Here is a 16,942-nt window from a genome sequence, read left to right as displayed (position 1 = left end):
GGTATCGTAGTTGGGGCGCGAACGTCCAGTTAAGCAGTCGTATAAACGGATCTACAGCCGCTGGCGCGGCCGAATACGACGAGAATAGCTATTTCCGATGAGAGCGTAGTATCTCGGTTCCACGGGGGAAAAACTCGGGATACTCTCGGTAACGGAGCTATAACTAATCGCTGTCCTGTGGATGGACTCTTGTTTGATGGAGAATGTATCGGTCACATATCGGTACCGCCGATCAATGGCAGACGCGGAGCGCTCATACGGGTTGTCGGGACAGCGGGTGGCTGGCGAGAGAACGAGGGAGTCGCGTCCTGGCTCACCGCGAAAGAGGTCCCGGGTGTGAACATGGACAGTAGACCCGACAGGTCCGGACTCCCGGCCACCACGTCCAGGCGGGGGCTGCTCAGAACCATCGGCGCTGGCGTTGGCATCACGGCGCTTGGAGCCATCGGTAGTGCCAGCCAACAGTCGGAGTACTGGACGGTCGTCGCACTGCCGGATACGCAGGTGTACGCCGACAACCAGACCGCCTACGCCATGGAGCAGACGCAGTGGATCGCCGACAACGCGGAGGCGGAGAACATCGCGTTCGTCAGCCACGAGGGCGACGTTGTCGACCACGGTGACAACGACACCGAGTGGCAGCACATGGACGAGGCCATGTCCAGGCTCGACGGGACGGTTCCCTACGCCACCGTGACGGGCAACCACGACTACGCGGTACTGTGGGACCGTAAGTCATCGGTTGCCAAGTACAAGGAGTACTTCGGCCAGTCGCGGTACGACGGCCGGGACTGGTTCGGCGGGGCGGGCCCGACCAGCGGCGACGAGAACCGGGATAACCTCAGCACATACCAGCTGTTTTCCGCCGGTGGCTACGACTTTCTCCACCTCGCCCTGGAGTGGGAACCGCCGGGAACGGTGGACGACTCATCGACGACGCTGGGGTGGGCCCAGAGCGTCCTCGACCAGTACCCCGACCGGGCAACGATACTCACGACCCACTCGTATCTCCGTGACGAGCCACAGCGACGGACACAGGAGCTACAGGAAGCGAACGACATCGGGAACACGGGCCAGACCGTCTGGGAAGACCTCGTCTCGCCGAACGACCAGATATTCATGGTCCTCTGTGGTCACTGGCACGAGGACACGGGCGAGAGTAACGGGGAGGCCCATCAGGTGTCGACGAACGACGGCGGCTCGTCGGTGTACGAACTGCTCGCGAACTACCAGAACCGACCCAACGGCGGGAACGGCCTGCTGCGCCGCATCGAGTTCCGTCCCGGCGACGGGTCGGACGCGCCGGACCGAATCCAGGTGCGGACGTACTCACCGAGTACAGGGGAGGAGAAGACCGACGGCGACTCGAAATTCGGGTTCGACCTGGACTTCGACGCACGGTTCGGGTCGCCAGCGGCCGAGACGCCGGACCCGACGGAGACACCGGACGGACCGTCGGCCACGTTCCAGCAGGGGACGGACGGCTACAGCGGGACGACTGACACGATGATACGCGCCGCCGACCCGGAGACGAGTCACGGTTCGGTCGAGACACTGTCTATCGACGGGAGTGACCCGCAAGGGTCGGGCAGTAGCTCACAGGGCCTCCTCCGGTTCGACGGAGTTGTCGGCACTGACGCCGGGCAGATACCGCCCGGTTCGGACGTGAAACAGGCCACGCTGGTGTTCGAAACATCGGACAAAGGAGACGGCGCGGCTGTCCACCGGCTGCGAACGGACTGGAACGCCGATTCGACGTGGGCGTCGCTGGACGGCGGCGTCCGGACGGACGGCTCCGAGGCCGTCGCCGATGCGGTCGCAGAGACCGGCGTGGTCGAGACGGGCGAAACCTCGATTGACGTGACGGCGAGCGTGCAGGCGTGGGTCACCGGCGCACAGAACCGCGGGTGGGTGTTCCGCCCGCTCGGGGACGACGGCTGGGACATCCAGAGCGCCGACAGCGCCACGCCGCCGGTACTGACCGTCAGCTACGCCCCCGGGGAAACCCTGGCCGGCGACGCTGACGGCGACGGTGACGTCGACACCGACGACACTGAACGGATTCAGCGGTCGATTGCCGGCGAGGACGTCGACATCGACCGGGACGCGGCAGACGTCGACGGTGACGGCGACGTCGACATCGGCGATGCCGTTGCCACCAGGAACCTGGCGGAGGGAGACCAGTGAGAACCAGCCGAGCGCTCGTCGTAGCCCTTGCCCTCGCGGTCGTAGTCGGGACGCTCCCGATGGCGGTCGCCGCTCTGGCACCGGGGTCGGCGAGCGCGGTTTCGCTCGGTGACACAGTCACAGGAGAGTCCGGCGACGCGATCTCCGTCACCCCGGGTGAGACGGTGACAGTGCAGGTCTGGGCCAACGCAACGGGGGTTCGTGGCTACCAGACCAACGTCACGTTCGACCCCGCCATCGCGGAAGTCGACACCGTTGCCGGCAGCGACGACTTCGACGACCCGGTCGCGAACGTGAACAACGACGCCGGCTGGGTCGCGTTCAATCAGCTTCGGTCCGGGGAGACGAACGACCCTGTGCTCGCCGAGATCACGCTGACAGTCTCGGAGGACGCGGCTGAGTCCACACGGCTCGCCTTCGTCGAAGCGGACACCAAACTGTCGGACGCCGACGGCGAAACCGTCTCACCCGAAGCGTTCAACGGCGTTGAGTTGCGCGTCGACGCCGGTTCGGCAACCGCGACACCGACGGAAACCGATACGCCGGCGGAGACTGACACACCGACCGCGACGCCTACGGAGACTGACACACCGACCGCGACGCCGACGGAAACCGACACGCCGACCGCGACGCCGACGGAGTCTGACACGCCGACTGCGACACCGACGGAGTCTGACACGCCGACTGCGACACCGACGGAGACTGACACGCCGACCGCCACGCCGACGGAAACGCCGGCCGATGATAGCGGCGGTTCTGACGACAACGATGATAGCGATAGCAGCGACAACGACGATAGCGATGACGACGACAGCGGTGGCGGCGGAGGGGGCGGTGGCGGCGGAGGGGGCGGTGGCGCTATCTCCCCGCCCGAACCGTCGTTCTCGGTCAGCAACACGTCGCTCAACAGAACGTCGGTCGCGCCCGGACAGCCGGTCGTGGTGTCCGGAACCGTCGAGAACGATGGTGACGGAGACGGGACGTTCGAAGCGCGTGTCTACGACAACGGGACGGTGATGGACACGAACGCGAGCGTGGAAATCCCGGACGGGGAGCGCCGTCAGGTGAACCTCACAGTCCGGTTCAACTCGTCCGGCGTCCACACCGTGTCACTCAACACCACGACTGTCGGGAACGTGACCGTTCGAGCAGCGAACAGCACCGCGAACGTGACCGGAAACGGGACGGCGAACGAGACAGGGACCGGAACCGAAAGTGGCGCGAGGACCGCGACCGCGACAGCCACCCAGTCGGCAACCACAACACAGACAGACACCGAGACTGCACCGGCGACCGATGCCACCGACGAGGCGACACCCGTCTCCGGAGTTACGACGGCAACGACAGACGAGTCTGGCCCCGGCTTCGGAGCCGCCGCCGTTGTTGTCTCGCTGTCGCTGCTGTTGGGCTGGCTGGGCTACCGACGGGAGACGGACGCCTGAGTGGTGAGTACCGACCGTCGCTGATTCGACGGGGCAGCAGTACCTGAACACTGCATCAGCCGATATCCACACCAGTCGAGAGAGCCCAGTTCCCACGACGTAGCACAATCCAGTGAGAGAATCGTTTTGATGCTGGCTCTGTCCGGGGATTGCTGTGGCACCTTGGTACGACGGCGCTACAGACCCCGATGAGATGCGGTGATGTCTTGGGTCCCGGGAATGCCGAAGGCGTGGCTCCCAGCCTCAGAACAGCCGTTCAAGCAGGCCACGGTGGCGGCGTTTCTCCGCCAGCAGGACCGAACACTCCACGTCGTCGACAACGTCCAGTACGAGCGACTTCGAGACGAGACGGCGGAGGAGCCCCTCCTCAGTCGCGCCGAGGAGCAAGAGCGTGGCGTCGTCAGCGGCGTTCACGATGGCCGTCTCGACGTCGCCGGACTTGACGAGGAACTCAGCGTCCTCTAACCCCTGTTCAGCCGCCCACTGTTGCAGGAAGTGCTCGCCTGCCTCGCGGTCGTCGTCGACGTTGAGCAGCGTCACCTCTGCGCCGTATTCCGCCTGGAGCAACTTCGCGATATTGGCTGACAGCTCAGAGTCCGGGCCACCGGCCGTCGGGAGCAGGATGCGGGAGGGGTCGAATCCACGGTCACGGAGGACGAGGAAGTCACAGGGGACTGCCTCCGTGAGCTCGTCGATGGCTGATTCCGCCCGCCCTGGGGAGCCGTGTGAGTCCGGGCCCCATCCCATCACGACGAGATCAGCGGTGTGTGTCCGGGCAGCGTCGAAGATTGCCTCGTAGGATTTGTGTGATAGGATAGTGTGTGTCTCGACGTCGACGCCGAACGTTTCAGCGTCCTCTCGGGCGCTGTCGAGCAGTTTCTGTGAACTCTTGTCTATCTCGTCGGACCGGTCGGCGGCAGCCGCGAGCGCCGTCTGGTCGGGGACCGTGACGATGTGGGTGGCAACGACCGTGCCGCCTTGCTGTTTGGCGACAGCGCTGGCGAGCGTGATGAGGTCCTGTTCGTGTGCGGGGTTGGCCAGTGGCACCATCACGCGGTACTGCCCGCCGTCGGGCTGGACGCCGGCGGCCGCGCTGACGGCCGCGTCCGGCATCTCGTCGGACCGTGAGATGATGTGTTTCGATAGGATACCCTGTTTTTCGGCGCGTGACCTGGCGTAGAGTCCGTACCACAGTACCGCTGCGGCGGCGATGCCAAAGGAGAGCAACAGCGCGTCTCCGGCGACGAACACCAGCAACGCAAAGGAGAGCACGACACCGAGAATCGGCATGAGAGGATACAGCGGGACCACGAAATCCGGCGTGTACTCCTCTGGGTTCACGTAGCGCATGACGATGAGTGCGAGGTTCAGTAGCCCGTAGATGATGAGGTGCAGTCCCGATGCAGCACCCGAAAGCAGCGTCAGGTCCCCGATGACGATAAACAGGAGAATCAGTCCGCCGGTGATGCCGATTGCTCTGTATGGCGTCCCATAGCGGGGGTGAATCTCGTTGAGGGCCGGTGTGACGATCCGGTCACGGCCCATAGCGAAGTTGATACGCGACGACGCGAGGATAGAGGCGTTCGCGCTGGACGCAGTAGCGAGCAAGCCGCCAAACAGGAGTGCACCCCCCATCACGGCCCCCTGTATGTAGCTCCCGACCTCGACGACGGCGATGGGGTTCTCGGCGTCAGAACTGATGATGTCCGCGATGAACCCCTGTGGAACGGCCGCGCTCATAATCACCAGCACGAGCGCATAGATGACGGTCACGATGACGACGCTGCCGATGACCGCCCGCGGAAGGTTCTTGCCGGGGTCTTTGATCTCCTCGGCGACGCTCGTAATCTGGACGAAGCCGAGATAGGAGACGAAGATGAGCCCCGTGGTCTCCAGGGTGGTAACCACGTCAGTAGCAGCCGGGAGGTTCGACGGCTCTGCCCTGAGCGTCCCGAGGAACGTGAACACAGTGAGGATTCCGATAAGCAAGACGACGATGACGTTCTGTAGTCGGCCGGTCTCCTTTGCGCCGACGTAGTTGATGAGGACGAAGAAGGCGCCGCCGACGAGTGCGATCAGCTTCACGACCGTAATCGATATCGGGCCGACGCCGACACTGCCGGCGAGTCCGAAGATGCGGGCGATGTACCGGCCGAACCCGACCATGTAGAAGGCGCTCGCGAAGGCCAGTCCGAGCCAGTTGGCCCATCCGGCGACAGATCCGAACATCGGCCCGAGCGCGTGGTTGACGTAGTAGTAGGCCCCGCCCGAACGCGGCATCGCAGTGCCGAGTTCGCTGGCCGACAGCGCCGTGAACATAGCGATGACGCCCCCCAGGACGAACGCCACGGACGCCAGCGACCCGGCTTTGAGGATGGCTTCACCTGGGAGGACGAAGATGCCCGCACCGATCATCGTCCCGACGCCGATGGTCAGGGCCGCGAGCGGCCCGAGGTCCTTGGCGAGGTCCTCCTCGCTCATGTCTCGTCCTCTGGGGGAAGGGAGATGACGGGACGGTCAGCCTCGGTCACCAGTTTCAGAGAGAGGTCGCCGGAGAGAAACTGCATGAGTCGGTTCCCGCCACGGGATCGGTACGCGATGGCACTGGCGCCGATTTCGTCGGCGGCTTCGAAGATTTTCTCCGCCACGTCTCGCCCGTAGGCGGTGTGTTCGTCGGCATCGGGGAACACGGACCGGACAGCGGCGTACGATTCATCGGCCAGCGCTTCGGACTGTTCGACTGGCGTCTTGTCCGGCACGCCACCGCCCTTCTCTACGACGTGGAGGGCTGTCACGTGGTTCGGCCCGTACGGTTCAATCGCCTTTGCCGTCGCCAGCGCATCATCTTCGTTAGCGACGGGAAGAACTACGTGTTCGAGTATCTCTCCCTTCTTGCGCTCACTGTTCATACTGGTCAGTACAGTCTCAGTCTGTTAAGAGTGTGTGTCTTCCGGACAGACAGAGCACTACGGGATGTCCCCGTATTCCGGTTCGAGAGGGGATGTGTGACCGCCCCATCCCGGTAGTTCATAGCGACTCTCGCAAACATCGCTGTGAGGTACCCGGAACCGGTGCAGTACATCCGTCCCAATCGTCGATACCCGTCCTCACGAGTGGGTGTGGACTGGTCCGTGTTCCCGCCAGCCTGCGGACTCGCATTCAATATGAGGCCGCGTTTCCAGCGCTTCTCGGCACACTCCCGTTTGTCTCAGTCTTCGTAGTGCTACCCACGCATGAGATCCAGGACCTCGTCGACGACGTCGGTCTCGACGGCGAGGATATAGCGCTCGTCAGGTTCCAGAACCGTATCAGCCCCTGCGAGTCCAGTTCGGTCCGCCGTCGAGATCAGCAGGCTTCCCGAGGGGAGGGCGATTTCATCGAGGCGACGGCCCGCAACGGGGGCCGAGGGGGCAACACTCACCTCGATGATATCGAGGTCAGCGATCGGATAGACGAGTGTCCGGATATCCTCGCCGGTCAGTATATCTGCCGCGTGGTCGCCACCGAGATACTCCGGTAGCAGCGTCGCGTCCACCACCTCGCCGTACTCCTGGTCCGTCCCCGTCTCCGCTCTCGCGATGGTCCGAATCGACGGGGCGTACTGCTGGGCCTCCATGCAGATCGCGAGGTTCGCACCTGGCTCGTCGGTGAGTGCGGCGATAGCATCGGCCTCGGCCAGGTCGGCCTGTTTGAGAATAGACGGGCGCGTGGCGTCGCCGTGGATGACGGGGCCGATGTACGCGTCTGACAACGCCTCGACGCGCTCGTCGTCGGACTCGATCAGCAGTACCTCGTGACCCTGTTCCGCGAGATTCTCGGCGGTCTGTTTCCCGACGCGGCCGCCACCGGCGATGACGAATCGCTTTGTCCGGGTCATTGTAGTATATTGGAAACGTGTCATCTTCAATGCCCCGCCGGTTCTACTGAATCGGGAACACGACCTGTTGTACCGGGGACCGGCTACCACAAGCCTTTAAGAAATCCAATCACGGTTCTTACAGTAGAAGAATTCACCCGGGTACTCAAATGGAGCGAACAGAGTGCATACTGCGTATGATGAACGGCGTGGCGAATAAACACGGGGCGCAATGAGCAAGAGCCAGACTCGATCACCCGAGGCCGAACTCGGGTTACTTGACGCGACGATGATTGGGATGGGTGCGATGATCGGGGCCGGTATTTTCGTGCTGACAGGGCTGGCCGCCGAAATCGCTGGTCCAGCCGCGATTCTCGTCTTCGCATTGAACGGCGTCGTGACGGCGTTTACAGGACTCTCGTATGCGGAACTCGCCGCCTCGATCCCGAAAAGCGGCGGTGGATACGCCTTCGTGCGAGAGATATTCGACGACTTTGCCTCGTTCATCATGGGCTGGATGCTCTGGTTCGCCTACATGATTGCGGGGGCCCTGTATGCGCTGGGCTTTGCACCGAACTTCCTCGAACTGTTGCACGTCTACGGCGTGGTCCCGCCACCGGACCAGGTTGGAGCCGTTGTGATTCCGGTCGTCGATGCAGCGCTTCCACTGGCCTTCGTGCTGGCGTTTGTCGCAGTGCTTGGTCTGGTTGCACTCAACGCCGTCTCGACGGCCGCCAGCGGCAGTGTGGAGACGATTTTCACCATCATCAAAGTGTCTATTCTGGTGGTGTTCGTCGCGTTCGGGCTCGCTTCACCGATGTTCTCCGGGGCCGAGTTCCAGCCGCTGTTTCCCGAGGGTAGCGGTGCGGCTGCCATCCTGCCGGCGATGGGACTTACGTTCATCGCCTTTGAAGGGTACGACCTCATCACCACAGTCACCGAGGAGGTACAGAACCCGCGTGAGAACATCCCGAAAGCGATATTCATCAGCCTCGCTGTGACCGTCGTCGTCTATCTGGCAGTTGTGACAGTCGCCGTCGGGACGCTCGGAGCGAAGGGACTTGCCGACGCCGGCGAGGCAGGCATCGCCACAGCAGCGACATCGTTCATGCCGACTGGATTACCGATTATCCAGAACGGTGGCGCACTCATCGTCTTCGGGGCCGTGTTCTCGACACTCACTGCCCTCAACGCGGTTGTCATCGCGTCGTCACGCGTGGCGTTCTCGATGGGACGTGAAGGGCAGTTGCTCCCTTCGATCGGCCAGATTCACCACCGCTACGGGACGCCGTTCGTTGCAATCCTCACCAGCGCAGTGGTGATGCTCGGCTCAGTCGCACTGCCGACTCAAAGCGCCGGCAACATGTCGAGCCTGTTTTTCCTGTTGTCGTTCATTATCGTCAACGTCGCCGTCATCAGACTCCGCAGGGAACGACCGAACATGAACCGTCCGTACAAGATGCCGTACTACCCGGCGCCGCCGCTGATTGGTATCACGCTCAATCTGATTCTTACGGGGGTGCTCGTGGAGTACCTGCTCCGGACGGATCCGTTGGCGCTGGCACTCAGCACGGCGTGGATTCTGCTCGGAGCCGTTGTGTATTTCGCGCTCAAACGGATAAGAGAGGAATCGGACCGCGAGCAGGCGGCTGCGGCCACTGAAATAACACCGGAGGCTGAAGACTAACCATGACTAGTGACCTCGACATTATCATCGCTGGCGGTGGACGCGTCGGTTTCCAGACAGCCGAGATACTCGCTGACCGCGGGCACGACGTGACGATTATCGAACGTGACGAGCGGATGGTCTCGGATATCGCCGATCAATGGATTGCGACTGTCATCCAGGGCGACGCGACGAATCCGGACATCATCGAACAGGCAGGCATCGAGCGAGCGGACGTAATTGCCGCGCTTACGGGAGAAACCGGACTGAATCTCGCAGTCTGTTTAGCTGCTGCGGAGTTGGCGCCCGACATCCGGACGGTCGCGCGTATCGACCGCACAGGCGGTGACGCATACACTCGGTTCGTCGACGCGGTGGTCTTCCCCGAACGGGCCGGCTCCAGAGTGGCGGCCAACGAAATCCTGGGTAGCGATGTCCAGACGCTTGCCGACGTGACGGGCACCCTCGACATAATGCTCATCCGCGTCGCCGAAGGCGCCCCGGCCGCCGGGAAAACACTGTCCGACGTACGCTTTCCCGCGGGGACCCTCGTCGTGTCCGACGAGAACGGTGAACGGATCGCTCGTGCCGAGACGACCCTGACACCAGGGAGCAGCTACGTCGTCGCCGTCGAACCGGACGTGGTCGATGAGGTGATGAATCTGATGCGCGGCTAGTGACCCGTGGTCAGGGACGTGTGGGTCGAACTGGTCGACGGCCTGTGGCGTGAATCGCCACGTCCACTCGTCACTCGGCATCCTCGTCCCGGTCCATCAGCTCGACGACTTCCACACGTGTCACGAGGTCGGCATCACCCGACGCAGGTCGTGTTCGCTCACGACGACGACATGACGAAGAACTGCTAAGGACTCGCCGGAATTCCGGTACGCTGTTTCAAAGAATCCGGTTACTCTCCGTGCTGACCGGCGGTTACTGTGACATACCGCTACTGTGTCGTGATAATCGATTGTGCTCACTCGGTTGGAGGTGTTCAGCGACTCACTTACTGGTCGGGCTGGATGTTGTGGTTGAGATGGAACACGTTCTCCGGGTCCCACTCGGCCTTGACAGCAGCGAGTCGCTCGTACACGGCATCACCGAACGCATCGTGGACGCGCTGTTCGCTTTCATCCTGGCTTATGAAGTTGATGTATGCCCCACCGGTCGCGTGAGGCGTCAGGGCGTCGAACAGATCACGCGCCCACCCGATGTGGGAGTCATCCTCGCTCGCTTCGCGCCACCGTGACTGGATGTTCACCACCCACTCGGCATCGCGATGCTGGTACGGGGTCGAGTCAGCAGGACGACGCGATATCTCGCGCCCGAGTGCCATCATCCCGATCGTCGTCTCCGGAGAGTCGATGGTGGTTGCGTACTCGCACATGATATCGATCGCCTCGTCACTCATCTCCGACAGGTAGTGTGCCTTCCAGTAGTTGCGTGCACCGGCATTAGTCGCGCCATCGAACATGGTTTGGAACATGGTATACGGCTTTGGGCCGACAGCGTCGGCGATCGGTGATCCGATCTCACGGATCGGGGCGAGCACGCTCTCACCTTCAGTTACGTCGCCAGCATACATCACGACCACCATGAGCACCAGCTCACCGTGGACCTCCTCGGGGAGGAACGGGGCGGGCGGTGCCTTGCGGATGGCCATCATGCAGGCGACCTCGTCGGGTCCCTGGTCAATAGCTTCAGCAGCCTCGCGCATCACCGATGGAGCGTCCGCGATGTCATAGACGACGGGGCCTGCGAGGACGGTCGGGTCGAGTTGATGGAGGTCGAACTCGAAGGCCGTCACGACACCGAAGTTCCCGCCGCCGCCGCGGAGTGCCCAAAACAGGTCGGGATTCTCGCTCTCGCTGGCCGTGACGAACCGTCCGTCGGCAGTCACTAACTCGACCGACCGGAGGCTGTCCACAGTAAGCCCGAACGTGCGTGACAGGTGTCCGAACCCCCCACCGAGAGTCAGGCCAGCGACACCGGTCGAGGACACGTACCCGCCCGGGAGAACGAGCCCGTGTGCCTGCGCTTCGACGTCTACATCGTGGAGGAGAGCGCCAGATTCGACCCATGCTGTCTGCTGCTCCGGATCGACGCGGACGGACCTCATCGCAGAGCAGTCAATCATCAGGCCGTCGTCACAGACGGCATTCCCGGCGACGTTGTGTCCGCCGCCGTGGATAGCAACCTCCAGTTCGTGATCGCGGGCAAACGCGACAGCCGCCATCACATCACTCGCCCCGAGCGGTTGGGTGATGACCGCCGGGTGCTTGTCGATCATGGCATTCCAGATCGAACGTGCCTCATCGTATCCCTCATCAACCGGAACCAGTACGTCGCCTCTGAACCCGGTTCTGAGTGCGTCGACTTCGTCTTTCAATATCTGTGGCTCTGCTGTATTCGACATAATTATTAATAGGAGTTATAGAAACATTACTTATTGACATTTTCACAGCGGGTGTCTGTGATGAGTATTAGAGTGAAATGCGACGTTCCAAGCGGGAGTGCCACTGTATGCGCGCACTTGATTCAGCACGGCTTTCAAAACCGATCACCGGTGAGGGTTGCAACAGAGCATCGAGTTCTGAACACGTGGTCGGATAACGGTGTGGCCCAACCTGACCAGTCGCGTGCTCAATGGACGATTGGTCTTCAGGTGACCACGTGACCCATCTGACGCGAATCCAAGCCAGCGATGACTCCCGTCATGACTCGTAACGAATTCCCCCCGGAGTCAGTAATGACATACTTAGCGGGCCGTAGAGTCCCTAAAATGCCCGAAAATGTCAGACAAGGGGATAGTGTACTCGCCGGGATTTCGCCATGCCGCATGAAAGAACCGTACTAATCCCACTGCTGGCAGGTGATTAGCTAAACAGGATACCGATTGACTCGGTCGCTGCCGCATCGATACCTCCCTCGGGTAGTTTGGAACTCGTCATATGAGTCCGCGAAGGCCAACCATCATGACGATAATAGCGATCATGAACACGGTTTGAAGCAGCCCCCACTGCAGGGCCTTGCCGAACAATGCGTCGAGTCGATCGGTATCAGGCTCGTCCTTGTCGAGTTCGACGACCATCTTCGTCGTGGCGAAGTGTAGTGGTCCGAAGCCGTTGACGAGCATCAGTACGCCGATGCCGAGGGCTCCCCACAGCCAGATGGATGGGTCGAGCCAATATCCAAGCATGTGGGCGAGACCGATTCCGGAGCCGATCACACCAACACTGAGGGGTTCAGCTACGACAGCCAGTTTCGGGATGAGCTGGTGATTGACCGCGCCAGCGGCCTCGTCGGGGGCAGCGTCCAGCGACGGCCCGAGTACGAATTTGAAAAAGAAGTCGAGCCCGAACCAGAACGCCCCGAGTGCCACGTGGACGTAAAACATGAGCGACGCGATACCTGACAGGTACGCGACCACCGGTGCGCCGGTCGTGATGAGGACCGCGGTGATTGCGAACTGCTGATCGGCTCGTTCCAGGACTAACCCGAGTTCTTCACGATGGGACGTCGGCTGATCAACAACTGCCATTGTACCCCTGATTCAGGCTCGCTGTTCCGTTCTCGGGTCTGTACTGATAGCCGGGCGCAACGACGTCGAACGCTGTGTTGGCTGTCTTCATGTTCTTGATGTCTGTGTCAGTGTTTCATCATTGCCTTCACCAGGCCCGGGACCCGGCTCGGGTGATTCTTCTCAGTCCAGCCGTTGTTCTCGAGGTACTCACGGAAACTGGTGAACTCGAATCCGAACCGTCGTTCCATGCGCTCGATATCGACCGCGTAGCCCTCGTCGTTGAACCACTGGAACAGTTCGGCCATCGGCTCGCCCATCTCTTCGCTGGCGTCCTCGATAGGGACGGAGAGCGGTTGGACGTCAGTATTCGTTACCTCGGAAAGGATCCGGGCCATTTCGGAGAGCGTGTGTTCATCTCCTGCGAGGTCGAACCCCTCGTCGGCGAATTCGTCGGGATCAGCGAGAACCCGTGCGGTCGCCCGGCCGACATCGTCAACGTCGAGCATCTGGAGAGTCACGCCCTCTTTGATGGGCAGGGCAAGCGTGCCGTCGAGGATATCCTCGAAAGCGGGTTCGAGGTTGTGCATGAACCACACCGGTCGCAGGAAGGTCGCGGGCACGTCCAGCGACCTGATGTACTGCTCGACCTCTCCAGCGGGTTCGAGGGCGGTGATTCCGAGGTCCCTGTCGTGGTAGCCGGCGCCGCTGAACACGATGTGGCTACCCCCGGCTTCAACGGCCACGTCGGCGATGTTCTTTGCCTGGCGGACCGACTCCTCGAAGCCGGCCGTCCAGATGTTCGTCACGATGACGACCGTATCGACACCGTCGATAGCAGATCGGAGTGTAGTCTTGTCGGTCAGGTCGCCTCGCCTGACGTCCACACCGCGTTCCGAGAGTGCTTGTGCGGCCTCACTACCGGGCGTTCGCGTCAGACCACAGACTGTGAATTTTCTGTCGGCCGCTAGCAGATGATCGATGATGACGCCACCCTGGTTTCCCGTCGCCCCGACCACTAGGACGGTCTGTCCCCTCTTGTCTTCAATATCCGTTGGTGTTTCTGGCATGTGTCTCAACTCCCGTGGCCGAGTCGGCCACGATGACAGTATCGCCTCGAGCAGAATTATAATTTTTGTGACACATGCATGAGTCGGTTATCGTTGTATAAGAAAGTAACATTTCGTAACCACGAAGTACCGACCTGTGTGACCTACTCTGGCAGGTCCACGGCAGGCATCTCCGCAGCCGTGTGTTCAAATGCCCATTCCTCGAATTCGTCAAAAACGCCGGTGAGTGATTCCCCTCGTTCTGTCAGGTCGTAGTACGTCGCAATCGGTCGGTCCTCCAGGCGTCGGCTAACGAGCTCCTGTTCCGCTAAATTCTCCAGTACACGTGAGAGCGTCGTCGAGTCGGCTGTCGTCGTTTCCTGGAGTTCACTGAACCGTTGCTCTCCGTACAGATGGAGGCTCCGTAACACGGTGAGTCGCCACTTTGACCCGACAATCTCGAACGCCCGGGCGACGGGGCACACCTCGAACACATCGTCATCAGGGTCGGGTTTCGGAGGGAGTTCGTCGCAGCCCATATTGTTATATGGTAACACAACTCTTGATAAAAAGTTATCCCGTGCCTCTCCCGCAGGCCAGACAAGTGGTCGCGCCTCATTCGCCGATTGATTTTCCAGTGGCTATGTATCCTGTTCCATGGGAGTCGAAGCCAGCAATGACCCCCGACACGAATCATAGCGAATTCCACGAGAATCTGCACACAATATTCATTAGAGTCGGTGCCAAGCGTAAGACATGAGCGATCAGGTCGGGGACCCGATCGCCGTCCTCTATGCCGGCGGCGGCCCCGACAACGGGCGGGCACAGGATGGGATAGGCGCGCTCGAATCCGATTCGGCCGTCCACACTGTCCGGGCCATCTCGGCGACCGCTGACGTACGGTCCGCGCTTCCGACAGCCGTGGTCGACTGCGTCGTCGTCGAGTACGACGCCCCGGATATCGGCGGCCCGGCGCTGCTCGAAACGATTGGTGAGGACTGTCCAGTCGTTGCCGTGTTCGACGACGGCGACGGCAGCCGTGAGGCCAGAGCGCTCGCAGGCGATGTGAACCGGTCGCTCCGGCGGCCGCCCGACTCGACGCAGTGGCCGAGTGTGCTGGTCGAGCACGTCAAAAATGCTGTCGAACAGCAGCGTCTCGCCGAGCGATCGGACGATGCAGAGGAACGCTACCGCTCACTGTTCGAGAACAACCCACACATCATGTGGGAGGAGGATTACTCGACGAGCAAACGCCGACTCGACGATATTGCGGCCCGCGTCGACGACCTGGAGGCGTACTTCGACGCGCACCCCGAGGTTGTCCGGGAGCTGATGGCGGACATCGAGATTATCGACGTCAACGAGAACGCCCTGGAGTACTACGACGCACCCTCGAAATCGGTCCTGCTGGACAACCTCGACACGGTGTTTACCGATTCGGCGTACGAGGCCGCCAGAGGGATGTGGCTGGCAATCGCCGACGGTGAGACCACGTACCGCTGGGAGACGGTCGGGCAGACGCTGTCCGGCAAGCGAATGCACGAGATCATCGAAATGAACGTTCCGGAGGCGTACGCGGACGACTTCTCCCGTGTGTACGTCACGGCGATGGACATCACCGACCGGAAGCGCCAGCAGCAGGAACTCCAGCGCCAGCGGGACCGGCTCGACGAGTTCGCCGGCGTCGCCAGCCACGACCTTCGAAACCCCCTCAGCGTCGCCGAGGGGCACCTCGAACTGGCGATGGCGGAGTGTGAGAGTCCGCATCTCGAGAGCGTCGCGTCCGCACACGACCGGATGCGGACGCTCATCGACGACCTGCTGACGCTGGCCCGTGACGGTCGGTCCGTCGACGACCCCGAGCAGGTCTCGCTCCCCGCTGTGGTCGACTCGTGTCGGAGCACTGTCGACATGGAAGACGCGACGCTCGTCGTCGACACCGACCGAACGGTCCATGCCGACGAGATGCGCCTCAAGCAACTGTTCGAGAACCTCCTTCGGAACGCCGTGGAGCACGGCTCCACGAGCAGTCAGAACGCGATTGGCTCTGACGACGCCGTCGACCATGGGTCGACGAGCCCGGACTCGCACGCTCGCGACGGTACCGCGGCAAACGGCGGGCCCGCCCTGACCATCGGCGACATCGACGAGCCGGGCCGACAGGGGTTCTACGTCGAGGACGACGGGGCGGGAATCGCGCCCGAGGAGCGCGACGCCGTCCTGGAGGCGGGGTACACGACCGCCGAGGATGGGACCGGGTTCGGGCTCGCTATCGTCAGGCAGGTCGTCGACGCCCACGGCTGGGAGCTGACGATTACCGACGGGGAGCGGGGCGGGGCACGCTTCGAGATTACGGGTGTCGGGTCGAACCTCGTCAGCTGACGACCGGCGCTGAACGACATAAACGATTATTGCCTAGCATGATGTATGGCATCACATGTCAACCGCGTACCTCGCTAGCACGGCGCTGATGGGCGTGCTGGTGATAGCGGTGGTCGCATGGATGGTCCGGGGACGCCGCTGGTATCAGTACAGCCCGGGGGCGTCGACGAGCGGTTGGTCCCCGGCGGGCGACCGCGAGAGCCGGTTCGAGTACGCTGACCGGCCGCTGGCCTGGGTCGCCGCGTTCGCGGTGCTGGTCGTCGGCCTCCTGGTCGGCGTGGTCGCGTCTATCTCCGGCCCCGTCGAGACCCAGTCGATAGCCGGACTTGCGGTCGCTGTCGTCGGCGGGGCGGGCCTCTGTGGGTACCTGCTGTTTGGCGTCTACCTGTCGGCGACGCGACGGGGGCACCCCCGATCGCTGGCTGTCGCGGAATCCGCGACCGTCGCCGGCGTGCTCTTCCTCATCGCCATCAGCTTCCAGCTGCTGGCCTGACGTTCCTGTTCACTACCTCCTATCCGAGAGCGCCTACGGCCTTGGCGTCAACAAAGCGTACAGAGCACTGCCACCGACCGGTCACAGTATCGAGTACGCCGCCGCGCCGGTCAGCGCGAGCGCGGCGACAGTCCCGCCCAGCACGAGGTACGTGACGGCGCGGGGTTCCCAGCGGAGGTGCTGGTAGTACGCGGCGACCCCGACGGCCTTGACGACCGACAGCACCATGATGAGCGCGAAGGCGGCCCAGTAGGCGCTGTCGACGAGGCCGGCGAACTCGACGACGGCCTGTGCGGTCGCGAAGACGAACAGTACGACGTATATCACGGTGTAACCTTTCCAGTCCATTG

The 16,942-nt window shown here is 62.3% G+C and carries 15 protein-coding genes; 7 read left to right on the top strand and 8 right to left on the bottom strand.

The features are described 5' to 3' along the window. Positions 1-342 precede the first annotated feature (342 nt). Positions 343-2,187 carry a DNRLRE domain-containing protein gene (locus KZ498_RS02265; protein WP_312616433.1) on the top strand — a complete coding sequence of 615 codons (1,845 nt, stop codon included), beginning with the start codon at positions 343-345 and terminating at the stop codon, positions 2,185-2,187. After that, positions 2,184-3,629: a cohesin domain-containing protein gene (locus KZ498_RS02260; protein ID WP_312616431.1), complete on the top strand. Its 1,446-nt coding sequence runs from the start codon at positions 2,184-2,186 to the stop codon at positions 3,627-3,629. Before KZ498_RS02265 ends, KZ498_RS02260 begins: the two co-directional genes overlap by 4 nt. Positions 3,630-3,872: 243 nt before the next feature. Here the strand turns inward: KZ498_RS02260 and KZ498_RS02255 are convergent, their stop codons facing one another. The 3 genes from KZ498_RS02255 to KZ498_RS02245 all read right to left on the bottom strand — a co-directional run bounded on the left by KZ498_RS02255 (position 3,873) and on the right by KZ498_RS02245 (position 7,506). After that, positions 3,873-6,110 (bottom strand): amino acid permease, encoded by a 2,238-nt coding sequence (locus tag KZ498_RS02255; protein WP_312616429.1) that lies wholly within the window; start codon positions 6,108-6,110, stop codon positions 3,873-3,875. Then, positions 6,107-6,538, bottom strand: a complete 432-nt coding sequence (locus tag KZ498_RS02250; protein ID WP_312616428.1) for a universal stress protein — start codon at positions 6,536-6,538, stop codon at positions 6,107-6,109. The genes KZ498_RS02255 and KZ498_RS02250 overlap by 4 nt, the downstream gene beginning before the upstream one ends. Positions 6,539-6,852: 314 nt before the next feature. Beyond that, positions 6,853-7,506, bottom strand: coding sequence for a TrkA family potassium uptake protein (locus tag KZ498_RS02245; RefSeq protein ID WP_312616427.1), 654 nt, complete (start codon positions 7,504-7,506; stop codon positions 6,853-6,855). Between the two features lie 211 nt (positions 7,507-7,717). Here KZ498_RS02245 and KZ498_RS02240 point away from each other — a divergent pair, with 211 nt between their 5' ends. Genes KZ498_RS02240 through KZ498_RS02230 form a run of 3 tightly spaced genes read left to right on the top strand, consistent with a single transcriptional unit; the run spans position 7,718 to position 10,003 of the window. Continuing rightward, a complete protein-coding gene (locus KZ498_RS02240; protein WP_312616426.1) occupies positions 7,718-9,172 on the top strand; it encodes an APC family permease in 1,455 nt (484 codons plus the stop codon). Between the two features lie 2 nt (positions 9,173-9,174). Beyond that, positions 9,175-9,828: a TrkA family potassium uptake protein gene (locus KZ498_RS02235; RefSeq protein ID WP_312616424.1), complete on the top strand. Its 654-nt coding sequence runs from the start codon at positions 9,175-9,177 to the stop codon at positions 9,826-9,828. A gap of 49 nt (positions 9,829-9,877) precedes the next feature. Further along, positions 9,878-10,003: a hypothetical protein gene (locus tag KZ498_RS02230; protein ID WP_312616423.1), complete on the top strand. Its 126-nt coding sequence runs from the start codon at positions 9,878-9,880 to the stop codon at positions 10,001-10,003. 151 nt (positions 10,004-10,154) lie between these two features. On the opposite strand, the gene KZ498_RS02225 is transcribed toward KZ498_RS02230, so the two are convergent. The 4 genes from KZ498_RS02225 to KZ498_RS02210 all read right to left on the bottom strand — a co-directional run bounded on the left by KZ498_RS02225 (position 10,155) and on the right by KZ498_RS02210 (position 14,256). Next, positions 10,155-11,564, bottom strand: a complete 1,410-nt coding sequence (locus tag KZ498_RS02225) for an FAD-binding oxidoreductase (RefSeq protein ID WP_396276086.1) — start codon at positions 11,562-11,564, stop codon at positions 10,155-10,157. 531 nt (positions 11,565-12,095) lie between these two features. Continuing rightward, a complete protein-coding gene (locus KZ498_RS02220; protein WP_312616419.1) occupies positions 12,096-12,689 on the bottom strand; it encodes a hypothetical protein in 594 nt (197 codons plus the stop codon). Positions 12,690-12,796: 107 nt separating this feature from the next. Continuing rightward, entirely contained in the window at positions 12,797-13,738 is a 942-nt protein-coding gene (locus KZ498_RS02215; RefSeq protein ID WP_312616417.1) for an NmrA/HSCARG family protein, read from the bottom strand. Between the two features lie 143 nt (positions 13,739-13,881). Then, positions 13,882-14,256, bottom strand: a complete 375-nt coding sequence (locus KZ498_RS02210; protein ID WP_312616415.1) for a helix-turn-helix domain-containing protein — start codon at positions 14,254-14,256, stop codon at positions 13,882-13,884. 217 nt (positions 14,257-14,473) lie between these two features. Here KZ498_RS02210 and KZ498_RS02205 point away from each other — a divergent pair, with 217 nt between their 5' ends. After that, complete coding sequence (locus KZ498_RS02205) at positions 14,474-16,099, top strand: ATP-binding protein (protein ID WP_312616414.1); 1,626 nt, start codon at positions 14,474-14,476, stop codon at positions 16,097-16,099. A gap of 55 nt (positions 16,100-16,154) precedes the next feature. Next, positions 16,155-16,592 carry a hypothetical protein gene (locus tag KZ498_RS02200; protein ID WP_312616412.1) on the top strand — a complete coding sequence of 146 codons (438 nt, stop codon included), beginning with the start codon at positions 16,155-16,157 and terminating at the stop codon, positions 16,590-16,592. An 81-nt stretch (positions 16,593-16,673) separates the two neighbouring features. On the opposite strand, the gene KZ498_RS02195 is transcribed toward KZ498_RS02200, so the two are convergent. Next, positions 16,674-16,940 (bottom strand): cytochrome C oxidase subunit IV family protein, encoded by a 267-nt coding sequence (locus KZ498_RS02195; RefSeq protein ID WP_005537244.1) that lies wholly within the window; start codon positions 16,938-16,940, stop codon positions 16,674-16,676. Positions 16,941-16,942 lie beyond the last annotated feature (2 nt).

The sequence above is a fragment of the Haloarcula sp. 1CSR25-25 genome, from assembly GCF_032027985.1.
Taxonomy (GTDB): domain Archaea; phylum Halobacteriota; class Halobacteria; order Halobacteriales; family Haloarculaceae; genus Haloarcula.
Note: the sequence above shows the minus strand (reverse complement) of the source record. Positions and strands in the feature narration are given on the sequence as shown.

Bases quoted from the DNA above. Each gene is read 5' to 3' on its own strand.
- KZ498_RS02195 (WP_005537244.1), bottom strand. From the start codon at position 16,940: ATGGACTGGAAAGGTTACACCGTGATATACGTCGTACTGTTCGTCTTC.
- KZ498_RS02235 (WP_312616424.1), top strand. From the start codon at position 9,175: ATGACTAGTGACCTCGACATTATCATCGCTGGCGGTGGACGCGTCGGT.
- KZ498_RS02220 (WP_312616419.1), bottom strand. From the start codon at position 12,689: ATGGCAGTTGTTGATCAGCCGACGTCCCATCGTGAAGAACTCGGGTTA.
- KZ498_RS02255 (WP_312616429.1), bottom strand. From the start codon at position 6,110: ATGAGCGAGGAGGACCTCGCCAAGGACCTCGGGCCGCTCGCGGCCCTG.
- KZ498_RS02225 (WP_396276086.1), bottom strand. From the start codon at position 11,564: ATGTCGAATACAGCAGAGCCACAGATATTGAAAGACGAAGTCGACGCA.
- KZ498_RS02245 (WP_312616427.1), bottom strand. From the start codon at position 7,506: ATGACCCGGACAAAGCGATTCGTCATCGCCGGTGGCGGCCGCGTCGGG.
- KZ498_RS02240 (WP_312616426.1), top strand. From the start codon at position 7,718: ATGAGCAAGAGCCAGACTCGATCACCCGAGGCCGAACTCGGGTTACTT.
- KZ498_RS02265 (WP_312616433.1), top strand. From the start codon at position 343: ATGGACAGTAGACCCGACAGGTCCGGACTCCCGGCCACCACGTCCAGG.
- KZ498_RS02215 (WP_312616417.1), bottom strand. From the start codon at position 13,738: ATGCCAGAAACACCAACGGATATTGAAGACAAGAGGGGACAGACCGTC.
- KZ498_RS02210 (WP_312616415.1), bottom strand. From the start codon at position 14,256: ATGGGCTGCGACGAACTCCCTCCGAAACCCGACCCTGATGACGATGTG.
- KZ498_RS02205 (WP_312616414.1), top strand. From the start codon at position 14,474: ATGAGCGATCAGGTCGGGGACCCGATCGCCGTCCTCTATGCCGGCGGC.
- KZ498_RS02200 (WP_312616412.1), top strand. From the start codon at position 16,155: ATGTCAACCGCGTACCTCGCTAGCACGGCGCTGATGGGCGTGCTGGTG.
- KZ498_RS02250 (WP_312616428.1), bottom strand. From the start codon at position 6,538: ATGAACAGTGAGCGCAAGAAGGGAGAGATACTCGAACACGTAGTTCTT.